At 36.4% G+C, this 16,789-nt stretch carries 17 protein-coding genes; 12 read left to right on the top strand and 5 right to left on the bottom strand.

The genetic code is table 11. The features are described 5' to 3' along the window. The first annotated feature begins 29 nt into the window (after window positions 1–29). The 4 genes from QNJ50_RS09230 (at window position 30) to QNJ50_RS09215 (ending at window position 5,641) form a co-directional block, all read left to right on the top strand. The gene (locus QNJ50_RS09230; protein WP_300634447.1) at window positions 30–548 is read left to right on the top strand and encodes an AraC family transcriptional regulator; all 519 of its coding nucleotides are present in this window, start codon (window positions 30–32) and stop codon (window positions 546–548) included. 367 nt (window positions 549–915) lie between these two features. Further along, window positions 916–1,350 carry a hypothetical protein gene (locus QNJ50_RS09225; RefSeq protein ID WP_300634445.1) on the top strand — a complete coding sequence of 145 codons (435 nt, stop codon included), beginning with the start codon at window positions 916–918 and terminating at the stop codon, window positions 1,348–1,350. A gap of 162 nt (window positions 1,351–1,512) precedes the next feature. Further along, complete coding sequence (locus QNJ50_RS09220; protein ID WP_300634443.1) at window positions 1,513–2,289, top strand: tryptophan-rich sensory protein; 777 nt, start codon at window positions 1,513–1,515, stop codon at window positions 2,287–2,289. 280 nt (window positions 2,290–2,569) lie between these two features. After that, a complete protein-coding gene (locus QNJ50_RS09215; RefSeq protein ID WP_300634441.1) occupies window positions 2,570–5,641 on the top strand; it encodes a GUN4 domain-containing protein in 3,072 nt (1,023 codons plus the stop codon). Between the two features lie 292 nt (window positions 5,642–5,933). On the opposite strand, the gene QNJ50_RS09210 is transcribed toward QNJ50_RS09215, so the two are convergent. Further along, window positions 5,934–6,698, bottom strand: a complete 765-nt coding sequence (locus QNJ50_RS09210) for a transposase (RefSeq protein WP_300634439.1) — start codon at window positions 6,696–6,698, stop codon at window positions 5,934–5,936. An 87-nt stretch (window positions 6,699–6,785) separates the two neighbouring features. On the opposite strand from QNJ50_RS09210, the gene QNJ50_RS09205 reads away from it, so the two are divergent. The 3 genes from QNJ50_RS09205 to QNJ50_RS09195 all read left to right on the top strand — a co-directional run bounded on the left by QNJ50_RS09205 (window position 6,786) and on the right by QNJ50_RS09195 (window position 8,161). Continuing rightward, on the top strand, window positions 6,786–7,100 hold the full coding sequence (locus QNJ50_RS09205) for a hypothetical protein (RefSeq protein ID WP_300634437.1): 315 nt from the start codon (window positions 6,786–6,788) through the stop codon (window positions 7,098–7,100). Between the two features lie 20 nt (window positions 7,101–7,120). Further along, window positions 7,121–7,336, top strand: coding sequence for a rhodanese-like domain-containing protein (locus QNJ50_RS09200; RefSeq protein WP_300634435.1), 216 nt, complete (start codon window positions 7,121–7,123; stop codon window positions 7,334–7,336). Between the two features lie 69 nt (window positions 7,337–7,405). Further along, entirely contained in the window at window positions 7,406–8,161 is a 756-nt protein-coding gene (locus QNJ50_RS09195) for a TIGR04283 family arsenosugar biosynthesis glycosyltransferase (RefSeq protein ID WP_300634432.1), read from the top strand. On the opposite strand, the gene QNJ50_RS09190 is transcribed toward QNJ50_RS09195, so the two are convergent. The 3 genes from QNJ50_RS09190 to QNJ50_RS09180 all read right to left on the bottom strand — a co-directional run bounded on the left by QNJ50_RS09190 (window position 8,146) and on the right by QNJ50_RS09180 (window position 11,210). Continuing rightward, complete coding sequence (locus tag QNJ50_RS09190; protein ID WP_300634428.1) at window positions 8,146–8,850, bottom strand: DUF547 domain-containing protein; 705 nt, start codon at window positions 8,848–8,850, stop codon at window positions 8,146–8,148. The two genes, QNJ50_RS09195 and QNJ50_RS09190, sit on opposite strands and share 16 nt — an antisense overlap. Next, on the bottom strand, window positions 8,843–8,983 hold the full coding sequence (locus QNJ50_RS09185) for an alpha/beta hydrolase (protein WP_300634425.1): 141 nt from the start codon (window positions 8,981–8,983) through the stop codon (window positions 8,843–8,845). Before QNJ50_RS09185 ends, QNJ50_RS09190 begins: the two co-directional genes overlap by 8 nt. 151 nt (window positions 8,984–9,134) lie before the next feature. After that, window positions 9,135–11,210 carry a PP2C family serine/threonine-protein phosphatase gene (locus QNJ50_RS09180; protein ID WP_300634423.1) on the bottom strand — a complete coding sequence of 692 codons (2,076 nt, stop codon included), beginning with the start codon at window positions 11,208–11,210 and terminating at the stop codon, window positions 9,135–9,137. A gap of 450 nt (window positions 11,211–11,660) precedes the next feature. Here QNJ50_RS09180 and QNJ50_RS09175 point away from each other — a divergent pair, with 450 nt between their 5' ends. Together QNJ50_RS09175 and QNJ50_RS09170 are read left to right on the top strand one after the other, a co-directional pair. Continuing rightward, a complete protein-coding gene (locus QNJ50_RS09175) occupies window positions 11,661–12,092 on the top strand; it encodes an NfeD family protein (protein ID WP_300634420.1) in 432 nt (143 codons plus the stop codon). Between the two features lie 244 nt (window positions 12,093–12,336). Continuing rightward, window positions 12,337–13,320 (top strand): SPFH domain-containing protein, encoded by a 984-nt coding sequence (locus QNJ50_RS09170; protein WP_300634417.1) that lies wholly within the window; start codon window positions 12,337–12,339, stop codon window positions 13,318–13,320. Window positions 13,321–13,594: 274 nt separating this feature from the next. Here the strand turns inward: QNJ50_RS09170 and QNJ50_RS09165 are convergent, their stop codons facing one another. Continuing rightward, window positions 13,595–13,999, bottom strand: coding sequence for a Fur family transcriptional regulator (locus QNJ50_RS09165; protein WP_300634414.1), 405 nt, complete (start codon window positions 13,997–13,999; stop codon window positions 13,595–13,597). 501 nt (window positions 14,000–14,500) lie between these two features. Here QNJ50_RS09165 and purS point away from each other — a divergent pair. The 3 genes from purS (at window position 14,501) to QNJ50_RS09150 (ending at window position 16,684) form a co-directional block, all read left to right on the top strand. Next, entirely contained in the window at window positions 14,501–14,779 is a 279-nt protein-coding gene (purS, locus tag QNJ50_RS09160; protein ID WP_300634411.1) for a phosphoribosylformylglycinamidine synthase subunit PurS, read from the top strand. Window positions 14,780–15,010: 231 nt separating this feature from the next. Then, window positions 15,011–15,685 (top strand): phosphoribosylformylglycinamidine synthase subunit PurQ, encoded by a 675-nt coding sequence (gene purQ, locus QNJ50_RS09155; protein ID WP_300634408.1) that lies wholly within the window; start codon window positions 15,011–15,013, stop codon window positions 15,683–15,685. A 393-nt stretch (window positions 15,686–16,078) separates the two neighbouring features. Then, window positions 16,079–16,684, top strand: a complete 606-nt coding sequence (locus tag QNJ50_RS09150; protein WP_300634405.1) for a hypothetical protein — start codon at window positions 16,079–16,081, stop codon at window positions 16,682–16,684. Window positions 16,685–16,789 lie beyond the last annotated feature (105 nt).

Raw genomic sequence — 16,789 nt, 5'->3', positions numbered from 1 at the left:
ATGATTTATCTCAAGTATTTTAAGAAACAATGATTAAGATTGTATTCAGTAATGAACATACTAAAACCAAAAATTTGGTAGTTAAATGCCTAAAAAAGGCAGGATTTGAGGTTATTAATGCAAAAAATGACTCTATTAGAATTCAGTTAGCAAATAATAAAATTTTTAGTACTGCAGCAAGTAAAGAATCAAATTCTTCTGAGTCCATATTCCCATCGAATTCTAGACTAAAGGAAGTATTTGAGTTTATTGAATTGAACTACGACCAACCTATTAGCTTAAAAAAAGTAGCTCAAGCTGTAGGTTACTCCTCTGCTTATTTAACTGATTTAGTAAAAAGATTGACAGGGAAAACAGTTAACAATTGGATTATCGAACGTCGGATAGTAGAAGCAAAGCGTTTACTTTTAGAAACTAACTACTCAGTCAAACAAATTGCTTTAGATGTAGGTTATCAAAATATTAATCATTTCTACGAACAGTTTCACGATTACTATAAAAAGACTCCGAATGCTTGGAGAAAAGCACAGCAGTGTAAAGTGGTCTAAGACTAAAGATAAAAGTCTTACATAAATTCAAATCTAATAAATTTAGTCAATATTGTAGAGACGCGACATAAGTAATCTGTTCACAAATTAAATATGATTCCTATCGCAAGTAATGACTTAGATGTTTACTTGCTACTTTTGCTGTATCTAAATAATTTTTATTCCCAAAAATGGTTCTTTTATTAAGATATATCAACCTAAAGTTGCAAATATCTAAAAATACTTAATTGTTTTTTATCTTTATTCCGAAAAATACGTAACTAGTAACCGATATCTAAAAGATAGATTGGTATTACGAAATAAATACACAATCAGCAGAAAAGCGAAAAACTCTATTTATTTCTATTCTTTATTTAAAGGTCAAACTATGAAAATTACAACAAAAAAAATAAATCTAAAGCATATTCTATTTGGTGGTGCAGCTTTAGCATCAATGTTAGGAGGAATGATATTTCTTGATAGTGCAATTGCACAAGAAATACGTCCAACCAAAATTAGACGACGTTGTTACAGGTATACTCTCATAAACAGAACAAATCGTGGAGTTGACTTCAATCTTGGAAGAAGGAAATCTTTCCTACGCTCAAAAGGACAATTTAGTTTTCGACGTTGTTTTAAATTGAGACGTAGAGTACGTCATCCATTAGTCAAATATGATGAAATTATTGGTCAAGGATACAGAGTTGCAAGTGTAAGGCTAAGTCCTGGAAGAAATGCTTTTGATCGCCAAGGAAGAAAATTAGTATTAAAAACTGGTGGTACGGATGGTCCTGTTCCTCAAATAGCTCCTTTGGAGGAATAGACTTCTGAAAAAATGGTCAGGGTTAAAATCTAAAAATTAATTTTTATATAAAGCTGCTCACTCTTAGACATTTTGAGTAGCTTTTTTATTCGGATTTTCATATACAAATAATATCTAAACCTCAGTTATATTTAAAAATATAAACACCTTGCTCTCATTACCATGCAGCACTCTTCATCTAGTAACCAGTGGGATTTTCTCCGACAAATTGTTACTCTGATTGCAATTATTCTTGCTTTTATTGTCAACGTTGCATCAAATATTTTTCCATTGAATGGACTTACTATTGGTCAAATCTCTAATACTTTGTTCAAAGAAGTTTTGATTATTCCTGCTAATTATGCATTTATTATTTGGGGACTAATCTACCTAGGATTATTTGCTTTCGCGACTTATCAAGTTTTACCTAACCAGAGAAATAACCCCGATTTACGTAAAATCGGGTATTTTTTAGTAATTGCATCTATTGCTCAAAGTATTTGGGTATATCTATTTTCATTTCGTTTATTTACACTTTCAGTAGTCGCAATGCTTGTAATTTTGCTACCATTGATTGCGACATATCTGCATTTGGGAACTAGTAAGACTGCGATATCTCGTGTTAAAAGATGGTGCGTTCATTATCCCATGGGTATTTATCTGGGTTGGATTAGCGTTGCTACGGTTGTTAATGTCGCCTGTGCTTTGTACGCTCAAAATTGGAATGGTTGGGGTATACCTGATCAAGCTTGGACTGTAATTATGATGTTGGTCGCTGCTGCAATTTCTATAGTTACTATCTTCCAAAATCGAGATCTTACTTATACAGGTGTAACTATTTGGGCTTTAATTGCGATCGCGATCAAAAATTGGGAAAACCATATCATCATGATTGTGGCTTTGTTGTGTGTAACAGCTTTGGTGATAATTAGTTTATTTAAGAATTTGAAGAGAGCCTAATTCAAAATACCTAATACTTGAAAATTTTTTATTCTTTGACGATTTGTAGGGTGCTGTTAGCGCAGCGTAACGCACCTTATCTTTTTACATTTAATAACATTAATATCCATGCCGCCAGAGAATTAATTCTCATACAGAAAAGTAGTGAGATCTATAGCCTGTCTTTAAAAGTGCAAAATATCAGCAGATAGATTTCATAATTAATTTGCGAAAAGATAGGTTTTTACTGTGTATTATTTATTAAAGATATAAAAATACTAAAAAAAAGTACTCAAGAAGTATGGCTCAAAGAAAGAATAATTTACCAAATCTTATTAGTAACTATTTACTAAGTCTTGGGACAGTAACAGCAAATACTATTGTACTTTATTTAAACAGAGAATTACCATCCATTAATGTATATATTAGTGACAAGGGCATAATAATAATTTGGGTTATTAGTGTTGTTGCACTTTCCACTTTCACTTTTTTGGTAAATAATCTACAACAAAATTCAACCACAAGCAATGAAAATTCACAATTTCAAGTAAATTCACAATCCAATTGGATCGGTGGATTTTTACTGTTTTTGATGGGTGCTGTAATTTATGCCTTATTGCAACTTAATATAATTCCTGAAGAATCTACTATTCCGTTTGGCTATATATCGTTAATATTATGTGGTTTTGGTGCGATCGTACCGAGCTTTTTATTAATTCCCAAATATTGGCAAAATATCTTATTGTGGCTGTTTTCCGGTATTGGAGTATTTCTCACATTCCACTATTTTATTGTTGCCAATTTAAATGCAGCATTTATATCTTTTATTTTTACTTTAATATCTGTTATTTTACTGGCAGGACGAGATTTTTTAGTGGAAGTAATTAGAAATGTCTCAGAATTTTGGGGAGATGAACAAAATCGACAGGCAAGTAAAATAAGTGAATTAATTATCAATAAGTTAAAAGATTTATTCTCAAAAGTAGAAGATTTGTTCTCACCTTTTAAACGTGATTATTACAAAGCCTTAGAATACAAATGTCGAGATGATGAAACTCAAGGTTTAGATAACGAGTTTACTTTGGAATTACAAAAAGTCTTTGTTCCTCTGAAAATAGCAGCAAATTACTCAGATAATATTAAACAAGATATTATTACTGAGTTGCAGAATCAATCTTCATCAGAAACAACAATTTGGGATTTTTTAGCAGCAAAAAATGATAAACGGATAAGTCTGTATAAAATATTAGTTATTTTAGGCAGACCAGGTTCGGGTAAAACGACATTATTGAGACATTTGACGCTGATTTACGTAACGAAACAACAGCAAAATATTAACCGCAAAGCACCAAAATTAATTCCAGTTTTATTCTACATGCGCGAGATACGCAACGAAATTATTAAAAATCAAAGTCTATCATTAGAGACATTAATCCAACAACAAATAGAAAAATTAAAAATCAATGGTCAAAGTCTAAATCCACCATCTAATTGGGTGGAGAGAAACTTAAAACAAAACAAATTTATCATCATGCTGGACGGATTAGATGAAGTTGCGGATGAAGAGCAGCGCGGAAAAGTAAGAGATTGGGTAGATAATCAAATGAGAAGCTACCAAAATATGGTTTTTGTTCTCACTTCCCGTCCCAATGGTTATGCAACAGCACGCTTGCAAATCTCATCTAAGCAAGTATTGGAAGTTCAGCCATTTAATCGCGAACAAATTACAGATTTTTTACAGCGCTGGTATGTACAAACCGAAATTAAAAGCCGTGGGGGACAATGTGATGGTGGAGTTAAAGATGCTGCAGAACAACAAGCAAATAATTTAATAGAGCGGATTGTCAATAGTCCTCCTTTGATTGCAATGGCTGTAAATCCATTGTTACTCAAAATGATTGCGACTGTTCACCGTCGGGGAAATGTTTTACCAGGGAAACGAGTTGAACTCTACAAAGATATTTGTCAAATATTACTGGAAAAACGTCAACAGGCAAAGAAGATACCCGATGGGTTAACTGCTGGACAACAACAATCGATTTTGCAAGTGTTAGCATTGAAATTAATGCAAAACGAGAGGCGGGAATTTACATTAGAACAAGCTGAAAATTGGATATCTGGGCAGTTATCAACCTTGCCAAAACTAAATAAAGCGAAAGATTTCATCACAAAAATTCTCGATGTTTATAGCTTGTTGGTAGGTGACAAGGAAGCTGAAGAATATGAATTTGCACATTTAAGTTTTCAGGAGTATTTAGCTGCGGTTGAAATAAGTGAATCAAATCAAGAACATATCTTAATTAATAATATTGATAAAACTTGGTGGTCAGAAACGATTAGTTTATATGCTGCACAAGCAAAAAATGCAACTAATATTGTTAATGCAGTTATTAATAAGCCTTCACCCTCAATTAATGCATTTTTAGTAATTGCGGATTATGAAGAGGAAGGTTGGCGAATTGATAAACAAGTAAGAGAGGAATTAGTAAGTAAACTTGATGCAGGTTTAGAATCAGATGATGAAGAAATATTTAAGTTAGCTGCTGAGGTAAAATTAGCGCGACGCTTAAGGAATTTTACGCGGGTTGATGAGAATATTGAAATTAATAAAGATTATAATATTACCTGTGCAGAATATAAATTATTTCTCCTAGAAACTGGATACGATAAAATACCGCAGGATTGGCAAAATCAAAGTTTCCCCAAAGGAACAGCAAAGAATAAAGTTGATGGAATTACGATAGAAGATGCAAATCAGTTTTGTTGTTGGTTAAGTTTAAGAGATTTAACGAATCAACTTGATGAACAGCTGACATGGTACAGATTACCGACTCCAAAAGAGCTACACGAGTATCGGATGGGGGAAACTAATTTTGATAATAAAACTGGAATTAGTTTGGTTAGATGTAAATTACCTTTGAAGTATAAACAGCTAGCAGAATATCTGATGCGGGGTGAATGGAAAAAGGCTGATGAAGAAACTTTGACAGTGATGCTTAGGGTAGCTAACAGAGAAACAGAAAGTTATTTAGATGAGGAAGCTATTGATAATTTCCCTTGTGAAGATTTGGGTATTATTGATAGGTTCTGGGTGTCTACTAGTAATGGAAAATTTGGCTTTAGCGTTCAGAAAGATATTTACCAAAGTCTAGGTGGAAAAAGACTGTATAATGAGAGAGTATTCAATAATTTTGGTGATCGCGTTGCCTGGAGGAGAGGAGGTAGGTGGTTGGAGTACAAAGATTATACCTTTAACCTATCAGCACAGAGTGGGAATCTTCCTTGCCGTGCCGTGTGCACGGTCACTTCTTCTACGACTACATTTAATTGTTTTGCAGTTCTCTTCTCTCGCGCAGAGACTTGTAAACTGTAACATATAGGCGCTTCAGTCTTTCATGAATATTTGTAAAACTGGATATTTCTACGGAAACATAAGCTTTTCAGTAATTCGATACCTGGCACCACCACCAATTAGCGTAGCGTGTCCGTAGGACATAAATCAAAATTCAAAAGTCATTAGCGGATCTGCCGTACATTCGTCGTTTACCTAAGGTGTGGTTCAGGCTCTAGCGTGTCCGTAAGGACATAACAGACCTGGTCTCGGCGAGCAAAACAGTTCGTGCAGCTATAGGGGTAAGGGCGCAAGCACAAAATAATTAAACTTGTTACACATCATTGAAAAACTGCATCGCGATTTTTGCGTCATAGCAGTTTGCCATTACGAATTTTTCTGCAACTTCTTGTACTTCTGGATTTGTTGGTTCCCATTGCGCCCAAGGTAATCTTGTTTGTCCTGGGGAGGTTTTTTTATTCTTACCTTTAACCACTTTGGGTAAGAATTTTTGACCCCAACTATAACTTTTTGCTGGTTTGGTTTTCGGTTTATATTTCTTGCAAAATCCGCGATATCTTTTCGCACATTCATCTAAAGTCCGTCCTAAAGATAAAAAAGCGGGATGCCATTGTGTAATGCCATCATCTGTTAACCTGTCATGTATGCCATAATTACTAAAATCGTAGAAAAATCCTGCTTGCATTTGGGCAGCTTTAGGATTTGCATGAATGTAGCGCAATGTATTTAATGCTCTTTTGTAATCAGTATTTGCAAATGCGCTGCTGTGATATCTTTTTTCCCAAAAATGTCCTTTACGATTGAGCATCTGGTTAAAGCACATTGCAGTATACCAGTTGAGCCAATGCATGATTTTGGGTAAGTCTTCTGGTTGTGCTGGTTCTAAAACGTAATGCACATGATTACTCATAATGCACAAAGCATAAAGCTTGAAGCCATATTTATCTATAGCTTTTTTGAGGGTGTAGATAAATACTTCACGACATTCGTGACGGGTTAAATTAAACTCGCGATTATTGCATCGAGTTGTGATGTGATAAGAATATCCTGATTTGAGTAGACGAGGTTGACGAGGCATAATGTTTGATTTCTAATTTTTTAAGCTAAACTTTTGCTCCTTTTCTGTACTTATAAAAACCCCAATAAATCATTGTTTATTTAGTCAATGTTCTCACCTTGGCGAACAATAACCCTAAATCTCCTACAAATTCTCATCAAATTACAATTTCCCAAAGTAAAGTCACTAACAACCCAAGAATTAGATTTGTGGCTCAAAGACCCAGAAAAATCAAACCCATTATTACTTGATGCACGTTCCAGCGAAGAATATGCACTGAGTCATCTTCAAGCAGCTCAATCGTTTACGTTTGTACAGGATTTCTGTAGAGACGCGCCAGAGCCTGCGGCGTCGGCGTTAGCCTCTGGCGCGTCTCTACAAAGAATTTTGGGGAAACAGATAATTCAGCCTTTGAAGAAATAATTCTATTAGATACACCAATCGTGGTTTATTGCTCCATCGGTTATCGCAGTGCTGATGTTGCAAATTCTCTGGTCAAAGGCGGTTTTTCTCACGTTTATAATTTGAGTGGTGGTATCTTCCAATGGGTAAATGAAGAAAGACCAATTTTTCAGAAAAACCAATCAGTGAAGTCGGTACACCCATATAATAAAGTATGGGGAAAACTACTCAAACCAGAGTACCGCAACTCCTTGTAAATTAATAATCTTTTGACTTATGTCCTACGGACACGCTTTGCTAATGACTTGCGCGCAGCGCCATATTTGATGTCGGACGTTTCGATAATTATTCCTGCTCTAAACGAAGAAAGCACAATTCAACAGACGTTACAGCAATTAACTGTACTCAACCCTCCACCTCACGAAGTTATAGTCATCGATGCAGGAAGCGAAGATGAAACAGTAGATCGGGTAAAAACTAGTTTTGAATTATTTTCCCAATCAATCAAAACAAAAATTATATTTAGTTCAAAGCGCGGTCGTTCCATTCAAATGAATCAAGGTGCAGATATTGCAACAGGAGATATTCTTTGTTTTTTGCATGCGGATACTTGGTTACCAAATGATGCGATCGCAATTATTCAAAAAACCCTAACAGATCCAAAAGTTGCTGCTGGAGGATTTATTTCTCTGATGGTTGGGTCTAATTCAACGCGGTGGGGAATTTCTCTACATAATTACTTGAAAACTTATTACGCTCCTTTAATTTTCAAACCTCTTTCATTTTGGAAAGGATTACGTTTGTTATTTGGAGATCAAGTAATATTTTGTCGTCGCAATGATTTTTGGGAATGTGGGGGATTTGATGACAATTTACCCATCATGGAAGATGGAAATTTATGTTGCAAACTTGCTCGCAAAGGACGAATTCGTTTAGTTAACCGCATAGTGCAAAGTTCCGACCGTCGGGTAGCTCGGTGGGGTGCTTGGAAAGCAACTGCAATTTACATTTACATCGGGGTTTTATGGGGAATAGGTGTAGATGCAAATTATCTCAAACGGTTTTATCAAGATATTCGTTGATTTAAACTCCAGTCATAGTAGAGGTAAGCGATCGCTGTATTCGCAGTTAAAGGTAAATCTGTTTCTAGATAGGAACGAATATATTCTGGAATTGAATTTGCTACCGACAGAAAATCTTGGCGATACCACTTGAAGATTTTATTACAGTAAAGAGTTCCCGAAGCAGAATTGTATTGAACCTTATCGGGATTATTAATAAAACGACGAGCATCTTCATCTAATTGCTGTTCAACTAGTTCGGGAAGATAAGCTTGCGATCGCAGTAGGGGACAACCGACCGAAGCACAAACAATAGCAAAATGAATTCGTGGTTCCTGTAAATCTTGGCGAAGAATTTGATTTTCGATTTCAGCCAAACTATAACTTTTACCAAAAGCATCATAAATTCGACGTTGAAAAAACCACAAAAAAGCAATCCAGTTAGGAATACGATCAAAAATTTTGGGAAGAACCGACTTGATGGGATATTTTTCTAAAATTGTTGCAATGGTAAATGCATTATACAAATTAATCCATAATGCTAACTGTTCTGAAGAACTAGCATCTGAATTAAGTTCCATACCCTGGAGACTCGACAACCAATTAGCCAGTACCTGGGGTTGTTCCCGTTTCCAAGCAGCATAATTTACCAGTCCCTTTTCGTTTATATACCGACGAAGTAATTCATCCCAAACTGTAAAATCAAGCATGATTAGTAATTGCTAATCGGTAATTGGTAATCGGTAATCGGTAATCGGTAATCGGTAATTGGTAATCGGTAATTGGTAATCGGTAATCGGTAATTGGTAATCGGTAATTGCTAATTAGAAATTCTTCACTCATTACTTATTACTCCTCACTCATTACTGTGCGCAATACTTACAGTACGCTTACGCTAGGTCGCGCCCCGCAATACCTACAGTACGCTAACGCTAGGCGCTAACATTACTCCTTACTTCTTACTCCTTACTCCTTACTCCTTACTCCTTACTCCTTACTCCTCACCCTGCGGTGGACAAATTTCCTCTAAAACTGGTGGAAGTTGCTTACAAGTTTGGTTGAAAGTTTTCGGAGAATTTCGTCTCCAGAAAATGATTCCCGCAGCACTTGCAAATATTAAACCCAGTAAACTTAAACTCAATATTAATACCCCGAGGGAAGTACCCTTCTTAGAACCTTTGGGAGATGCAACTTTTTCAGAACTTGAATTATCTGGGGTTGAACTTTCTGGTGTAGAACTTTCTGAGATTGGAGTTGTTGAGGAAATATCTTCTTCTGGGTCCGGTAAAGTTAAATCTAAATCCAGATCTAGATGTTTAACTTCAGATTCTGAAGCAGATTCAGTAAATGCAATTGTTTCACTTATGTTATCTGAAGAATTATCACTTAAAGAATTAGTACTAAGGGAATCACTACTTAGAAGATGACTGCTCAGGGATGGATATTCAGGAGATACCCGACAATGAATCAAAACAATTGAAGTATTGTCATGACCATTTTTCATGTTTGCTAATCGGATCCAAGAATCTAAAGTTTCTTGCAAGGAAACCTGCTCAGCTAAAACTGGAACAGCAAAACTCCGCCATGACTGTTGTACCCAATTATTATCGCTTAACCCATCGGAACATAGTAGCAACAAACCATCTTCTTCAACAATGAATCTTTGCACCGATGGTTGCAATAATTCTCCGTCTTTCGTTCCCAAAGCTTGAGTTAAAGCAGAAGCATCCTCACAATGCAATGCTTGCTGATATAAACGACGTCCACTTCGTACTTCCCTTCCCACTACATCATCATCTACAGTCAGCAACTGACAATATTCAGCAGTAATCCAATATGCACGACTATCACCCACATTAACAATATACAATTCATGGGCATTTCCCGACTTCCGACCCGAAAAAGTCTGCACTGACTGCGGTACTTGAACCCCCATAACAATGGTGGTCGCCATTCGCTCCCTGGCAACGCGGTTTTGTTCGTTGTTGGCTGTATAAATTAAGTTATTTACAACCCGTAAACTTGCTTGTAGTTGCTCCTTTATTAAATCTGGAGATGTTAGTTCTTTTTGTAGCGCAATTTCATTCAAAAAGGCTTGTATCTGTAATTTTACCGACTGTACCGCCAAATTACTAGCAACTTCGCCCCCTTGATGTCCACCAATTCCATCGCAAATAACTGCTAAGTTGGGTAATAAGGAATCATCAGCATCTTTACTTAGGGGAAAGCAAGCATCTTCATTTTTACTTAAGACTGGACCAGTATCTGTTCCACCGACAAGTTCCAAAGTTAGGGGTAATTCGCCAGCTAATGAAAGTAGTAATTGATTAAGTTGGTGCTGAATTTCTGTTAGCTCTACCTCATCACTCTGCATTTGGGTGATTACTTCCTGTAACACCGTCGATACATTTGACTTAGTTAGCTTTACCCAACTTTGCCAGGTCTCTGCTAATTTTTTAATACTCAGTGACTGAGTATCAGATAAGGAATCTGCCGTAAGTTCTAATAATCGAACACACCAACCTTGAACGCGCAAATTATCCGCGACTAACAGACTACTTGCAACATTTTGCTCCTTAAGTGGCGTCCACAATTGGAGAATTTGCCATAACCAATATACTTGACGAACCGGACTTACTTTTTCCCATGAATCAGTAATTGATGGATAAAGACCGCCAGTTTCATCTACAGGTAAATTGTCTAACAAAATAATATTATCCGTACCTGTTGGTAGCTTAGTAAAACCATAAATAGTCGGTAAGTGTAACCGCAGAGAATACAGTGGAGAATATGGAATTATTTCCGGCGGTAAAGAATCAGCTTCAGGTATATATGGCGACATACCAGGTTTAGTGTCGAGCCATAGACGAGGTGCAATCACTTCGTATCGCTCCCCCATTTTTTCTCCCAATGGTACTTGCTCTACTCCATCCCCAACAGCCCACAAATAACGTCGAATTAGAGGTGTTTGACAGCCCGCACAAAAAGTATTGCCGATTTGATTAATGGGAAACTCGCACTCCGGGTTAGTGCAATAAATTGTTGATTGAGTTATTTGGCTAGAAATCATACCAGTATAAATCCAAGAGCTTAAGAATTAATAATTAATAATCAAGAGTTAAGAATCAGGAGGTAAGAATTAAGAATTAAGAGTTAGTTAGTAAAAATTAAGAATCGAAAAACAAAAAATAAAAAATGAAACAAGTAAACTTAGATGAAAACTTACCGCCAAATTCAAAAAATTTAGATTAGACTATATATGATTAATAGTCTTCCACAGTTAACATTAGTTAATTTGCTAACGCGCAGCCAGTAACTAAATTACCTTTGCGCGCTTGTACTAAAAATTCACCGCGTTATGTCATATTAGTTTTTCCACTGGTCACTGTTATCGGTTAGTGAAGAATCGGAGTGTAAAGTATAAATACTTAGCATACATTTACCAAAATATACTAGTGGACAACTGTATCTAAATTATAAATACATACATTTTCAAGAATGTAATTTATAAGGCAGCACTATGCCAAACATTACTTTAATCTGGCTCATCTTTGGAGCAGGTCTATGTTTAACAGAACTGTTCTTACCAACAGCTTTTGTAGCTTTGATGATGGGTATCAGTGCCATTTTAGTTGCGATAATGTCCCTGTTCATTGGAAATGTGTGGCTACAAGGTTTGGCTTGGTTATCCCTTTCCACATTTTCGGTAGTATACACACGGCGTCTGATATCCCACCCCAAAAGAAAATCTAAAATTCGCGAAGCAATTATTGCTGAAACTTTAACAGAAATTCCTCCGGGTAAAGCTGGGAGAGTTTTGTATGAAGGTAGTTCCTGGCGAGCGAGATGTGACGATGCAAAATTAGCGATCGCACCCAACGCACCAGTATATGTTGTAGGACGAGAAGGTACAACTTTAATAGTGATGCCTGAAAATCTTTTACATTCTTAATATTTATTACCAAATCAAACTATCAAACATTAGTAAATCCAATAATCACTAAATTCAAGAATCACCAAATCCAAGAATCACTAAATCCAAGAATTAGCAAATCCACAAATTATCAAGTCAAAACATTACCAAATTAAATAGTTACCCGATCAAATTACTGCCAGATTCAATTATCACCAAATAAATATCACCAAATCAAAATCACCAAATCAAAATCACCAAATCAAAAATAGGGAGAATCAAAATGGAGCAATTATTTTTATTAATATTGTTGGTATTTGGGGGTTCAGGTCTAGTTGGTTCGGTTAAAGTTGTAAACCAAGGTAATGAGGCTTTAGTCGAAAGATTAGGTAGCTACAACAAGAAATTAGAACCAGGGTTAAATTTTGTTGTCCCCTTTTTAGACAATATTGTTTACAAACAAACTATCCGAGAAAAAGTTTTAGATATTCCTCCCCAGCAATGTATTACCCGCGATAACGTCTCAATTACCGTAGATGCAGTTGTATATTGGCGGATTGTGGATATGGAGAAAGCTTACTATAAAGTCGAAAATCTCCATTCAGCCATGACAAATTTGGTACTAACCCAAGTCCGCGCCGAAATGGGTAAACTCGAGCTTGATGATACCTTTACCGCTCGCGCTCAAATTAATGAAATTTTATTAAGAGATTTGGATATTGCTACCGATCCTTGGGGCGTAAAAGTGACAAGGGTGGAACTGCGAGACATTATTCCTGCACCAGCAGTGTTGGAAGCAATGGAACTCCAAATGTCCGCAGAAAGACGTAAACGCGCAGCTATTTTAACTTCGGAAGGGGAAAGGGAATCTGCTGTTAACTCCGCGAAAGGTAAAGCTGATGCTCAAGTATTAGAAGCAGAAGCCCATCAAAAAGCTGTAATTCTGGGAGCAGAAGCGGATCAAAAAGCTGTAGTACTTAGAGCCCAAGCAGAGCGCCAACAACAGATTCTTCAAGCCCAAGCTATCGCTGAAGCCACAGATATTATCTCCCAAAAAATGCAAACTCATGCCACAGCCAAACAAGCTTTAGAAGTGTTACTTGCTTTGGGATATCTTGACATGGGAGCAACGATCGGTAAAAGTGGTAGTAGCAAGGTTATGTTTATGGATCCTCGCACTATTCCTGGTACTTTAGAAGGCATCAGATCAATAGTTTCCGATAGTCAGGTTGATGCTAGCATTAGTAGTAACGGAAATTTTAGTTAATAAATTTTTTCGATATTGTTCCGACTTTCCAATATTTAAATTTCTCCGCTAACCAATAACCAGCTGTCATAGAAAGTTTAGGTTATTGAAATTTGAGAGTTAAGGGTTTTGATTTTTCAAACTCTTAACTCTTAACTTTTAAAATCAATTTACTTTAAAATTTCCACACTTAGAAGGCGATAAGCCGAACGTTGATGAAAGGAAACAGAGAACAGGGAAGGGAGAGCAATATTTTGTTTCCATGTATGTCAACAACTTCAATAAGATGATGAGTTCATGCAGTTTCTTCTGCTGCTTGTTGTATTTGACAGTGATTACATAAACCGAAGAATTCTAAGGTATGATAAAAGATTTTAAAGTTATGATTATTTTGCAAATCACTTTCTAGTTGATTAACTGGGCATTGCTTAATGGGAATAGAATTACCACATTGCAGGCAAGTCAAATAATGTTTATCTTGTTTTATTAAGCTGTAAACTGCCTCACCATTACTCAAGGTTCTTACTTGTACTAAGCCTTCAAGTTTTAAGGCTTCTAAAGAGCGATAAACCGTTGCTAAACCTATCCCTTGGTTTCTTTTACGCAATTTAATATAAATATCTTGTGCAGAAATACTGTGTTTAATTGTTTTGAGTAGCCTCAAAACTCTTTCTTGAGAGCGAGTGCGTATTACTTTCATAAAAAAATTATAATTTCCACTGGTTATAATTGAAGACTGGCAGAATTGATATTAGAGAAATTCTTCACCCACATTTAAATTAAGATTACTTCGTTCTGAGTAAGTCGGAAATTTACCTCGTTAGGACTTCATTTTATAAAAAAAACAAATATATAGCACTACGAAGTTAGGTTAGGACATGTATTAACCCTAAAAGCCATACGTCTCAGGCTTATGTCCTACGGACACGCTACGTTAGCGGAGCGTTAACGAAGTGAGACGTAAGTCTTGGCGATAGCCTTAGACTGACTTTTTACTTTTTACTTTTTACTTTTTACTTTTTACTTTTTACTTTTTACTTGCGCGTAGCGCTATAGATGTGGCTTAGCTCATAGTTATTCAGGTTGAAAGCTCTTGTGCTTAAATCTAATTTGAGAACTGCATATGCTTTGATAATATTGCAAATACCCAAGTATCGCAGAAAAATAATAGTATTAGCGTAGCAGTATTCAATTAAAACTAGTGCAAAGTAAATATCAAGTTAAAATTTTTGTTACTCTTCGTCCTTCTGTATTAGACCCAGCCGGAACAGCTGTAGAATCTGGACTTCAACAATTAGGATTCAGTACGGTCGAACAAGTGAGAATTGGTAAGTACATTGAATTAAATATTACAGCTCCTAACGAGAGAATTGCCCGAGAAAATCTTGATCGTATTTGTGACACCATGCTAGCTAATCCTGTGATTGAAAACTATCGCTTTGACATGAGAGAAGTAGAAACACAAACGGGAATTATTTGACAATTAACAGTTAATCCGCTGTCGCGCACGCTATAGCTGCGCTACCTACGGATCCGCTAACAGTTGTCAGGTTATGGTTAACGCCAAGCCCTTACGGGCTAGAGTCACCAATTACCAATTACCATATGACACTTACGCGTCACGCTTCGCTAACACTGCGTTAGCAGTACGGGCGTATACCAGTTACCAGTTACCAATTACCAGTTACTAATTACCAATTACCAATAAAAAATGAAGTTTGGCGTTATTGTTTTTCCCGGTTCAAATTGCGATCGCGATGTTGCTTACGTAACTCGAGATATTCTCAAGCAACCAACACGTATGATTTGGCACCAAGAAACTGATATTTCTGATGTAGATGTTATTGTAATTCCTGGTGGTTTTAGTTACGGAGATTATTTACGTTGTGGTGCGATCGCCAGATTTTCCCCGGTGATGCAACAGGTTATTGAACATGCAAATCAAGGTAAATTTGTTCTGGGAATTTGTAATGGTTTTCAGGTATTGACTGAATCGGGACTATTACCAGGGATATTAGTACGAAATCGAGATATGCATTTTATTTGCGATCGCGCTCCTTTAATAGTCGAACGTAACGATCTAGCTTGGACTACGACTTATGACAAAGGTGATGTTATTACTTTACCCATTGCCCACGGTGAAGGACAATTTTATGCAAGTGAAGCTATTTTGGCGGAATTAGAGGAAAACAACCAAGTGGTATTTCGCTATGAAGGTGATAACCCGAATGGTTCGTTAAATAATATTGCTGGGATTTGCAATCTTCAGGGTAATGTGTTGGGTATGATGCCTCATCCAGAAAGAGCAGCCGATCCAATGCTAGGGGGTACTGACGGGCTGAAGATGTTCACAGGATTATTAGAAAAAGTTGTAGCAATGACGTAGCATTGTAGGGTGTGCTAGGCGGCGTGTAAAATAATGTTTTTTTAGTCACCTCACCGTTGTTGCTGCGCCGTAACGCACCGCCATATCAGATTAAAATACAAGGGTGTGTTAGACCTATTATCAACTCTTCAAGGATTACGTACAGATCCAGACCCAAATTGGGGAAAAGTAGATATTATCAATTAGCTACCAATCCAACAACAGCCCTGATACCCGTGGCTTAGTATATCCCTTTTAACTTACTCAGGAGAATAATATCCTCTCTAGAGGAGTGGATTTGTGATGAGTAATGAGTGTGTATGTTATTCGTACGAATACAATAATGTTTGACTCAAGTTTCAAGTTTTTGACTTAGCAATGAAATATAACAAGATTCTTTTAATACTATTGACTGTGGTATCGATTTTATTTCCCATCTCTGCAACGGTTGGGAATACTCAAAAACCTAGGAAATCTTTACCAACAGCAAATATTATTAGTGATGGAACCAAGTTAAAAATCCAAGATGGTCAAACAACACAAATTATCCAAGCTAGTCGCTTAAATCTGAGGGTACTTGATGGTTTAAATTGTCAAGCAAGAAAAATTCTCCCCAGTCAGAGATTAGCTGGAAGAAGATTTCTTCCCCAAGGATTCAGTTTCAATCCCAAAACTGGAAATCTTGCGGTTGGAGTAGTATTACAAGAATGTTTTGATATTCAGCAAAGTGCTGTATTTATCTTAGAACCACAGCGTAGTTGGCGCAGTTATGCTATTTACCGGGTGCAACTACCGGGAAGAAAAGCTTTACCTGATGAATTTTCTAGCTATCCTTTTAGAAATATTATCAAAATAGGTTTTTTTGCTAATGATTTACTGGTCAAATATGGTGATGCATCTGATTCACAAGGATTGCTAGTGTTTGGGAATTCAGGGAAGCCAGCGGGAAAGTATGATGGCTGTGTAGTAACTTCTGTCGGGGAAAACCAGAATATTTGTCCAATTGTTATCTCAGATTAGTTATAGAATAGATTCTTTTTTCTTCGTGTTCCCCATTTCCTGTTCCCGACATTTGCTGCGATCGGGTTAAAGCAGAGTTAATGACTTATAGTACGAAATTTAATT

Origin of the sequence: Mastigocoleus sp. MO_188.B34 (assembly GCF_030065675.1) — a bacterium.
GTDB lineage: Bacteria > Cyanobacteriota > Cyanobacteriia > Cyanobacteriales > Nostocaceae > Mastigocoleus.
The sequence above is the reverse complement of the archived record's forward strand: the minus strand, read 5'-3'. Positions and strand labels throughout refer to the sequence as shown.

Excerpts from the sequence above, each read along its gene's own strand:
- QNJ50_RS09165 (WP_300634414.1), bottom strand. The coding sequence starts at position 13,999 with ATGAAAGTAATACGCACTCGCTCTCAAGAAAGAGTTTTGAGGCTACTC.
- QNJ50_RS09230 (WP_300634447.1), top strand. The coding sequence starts at position 30 with ATGATTAAGATTGTATTCAGTAATGAACATACTAAAACCAAAAATTTG.
- purQ (WP_300634408.1), top strand. The coding sequence starts at position 15,011 with ATGAAGTTTGGCGTTATTGTTTTTCCCGGTTCAAATTGCGATCGCGAT.
- QNJ50_RS09205 (WP_300634437.1), top strand. The coding sequence starts at position 6,786 with ATGTTCTCACCTTGGCGAACAATAACCCTAAATCTCCTACAAATTCTC.
- QNJ50_RS09180 (WP_300634423.1), bottom strand. The coding sequence starts at position 11,210 with ATGATTTCTAGCCAAATAACTCAATCAACAATTTATTGCACTAACCCG.
- QNJ50_RS09175 (WP_300634420.1), top strand. The coding sequence starts at position 11,661 with ATGCCAAACATTACTTTAATCTGGCTCATCTTTGGAGCAGGTCTATGT.
- QNJ50_RS09185 (WP_300634425.1), bottom strand. The coding sequence starts at position 8,983 with ATGAGTGAAGAATTTCTAATTAGCAATTACCGATTACCAATTACCGAT.
- QNJ50_RS09195 (WP_300634432.1), top strand. The coding sequence starts at position 7,406 with ATGTCGGACGTTTCGATAATTATTCCTGCTCTAAACGAAGAAAGCACA.
- QNJ50_RS09220 (WP_300634443.1), top strand. The coding sequence starts at position 1,513 with ATGCAGCACTCTTCATCTAGTAACCAGTGGGATTTTCTCCGACAAATT.
- QNJ50_RS09215 (WP_300634441.1), top strand. The coding sequence starts at position 2,570 with ATGGCTCAAAGAAAGAATAATTTACCAAATCTTATTAGTAACTATTTA.
- QNJ50_RS09190 (WP_300634428.1), bottom strand. The coding sequence starts at position 8,850 with ATGCTTGATTTTACAGTTTGGGATGAATTACTTCGTCGGTATATAAAC.
- QNJ50_RS09170 (WP_300634417.1), top strand. The coding sequence starts at position 12,337 with ATGGAGCAATTATTTTTATTAATATTGTTGGTATTTGGGGGTTCAGGT.
- QNJ50_RS09225 (WP_300634445.1), top strand. The coding sequence starts at position 916 with ATGAAAATTACAACAAAAAAAATAAATCTAAAGCATATTCTATTTGGT.
- QNJ50_RS09210 (WP_300634439.1), bottom strand. The coding sequence starts at position 6,698 with ATGCCTCGTCAACCTCGTCTACTCAAATCAGGATATTCTTATCACATC.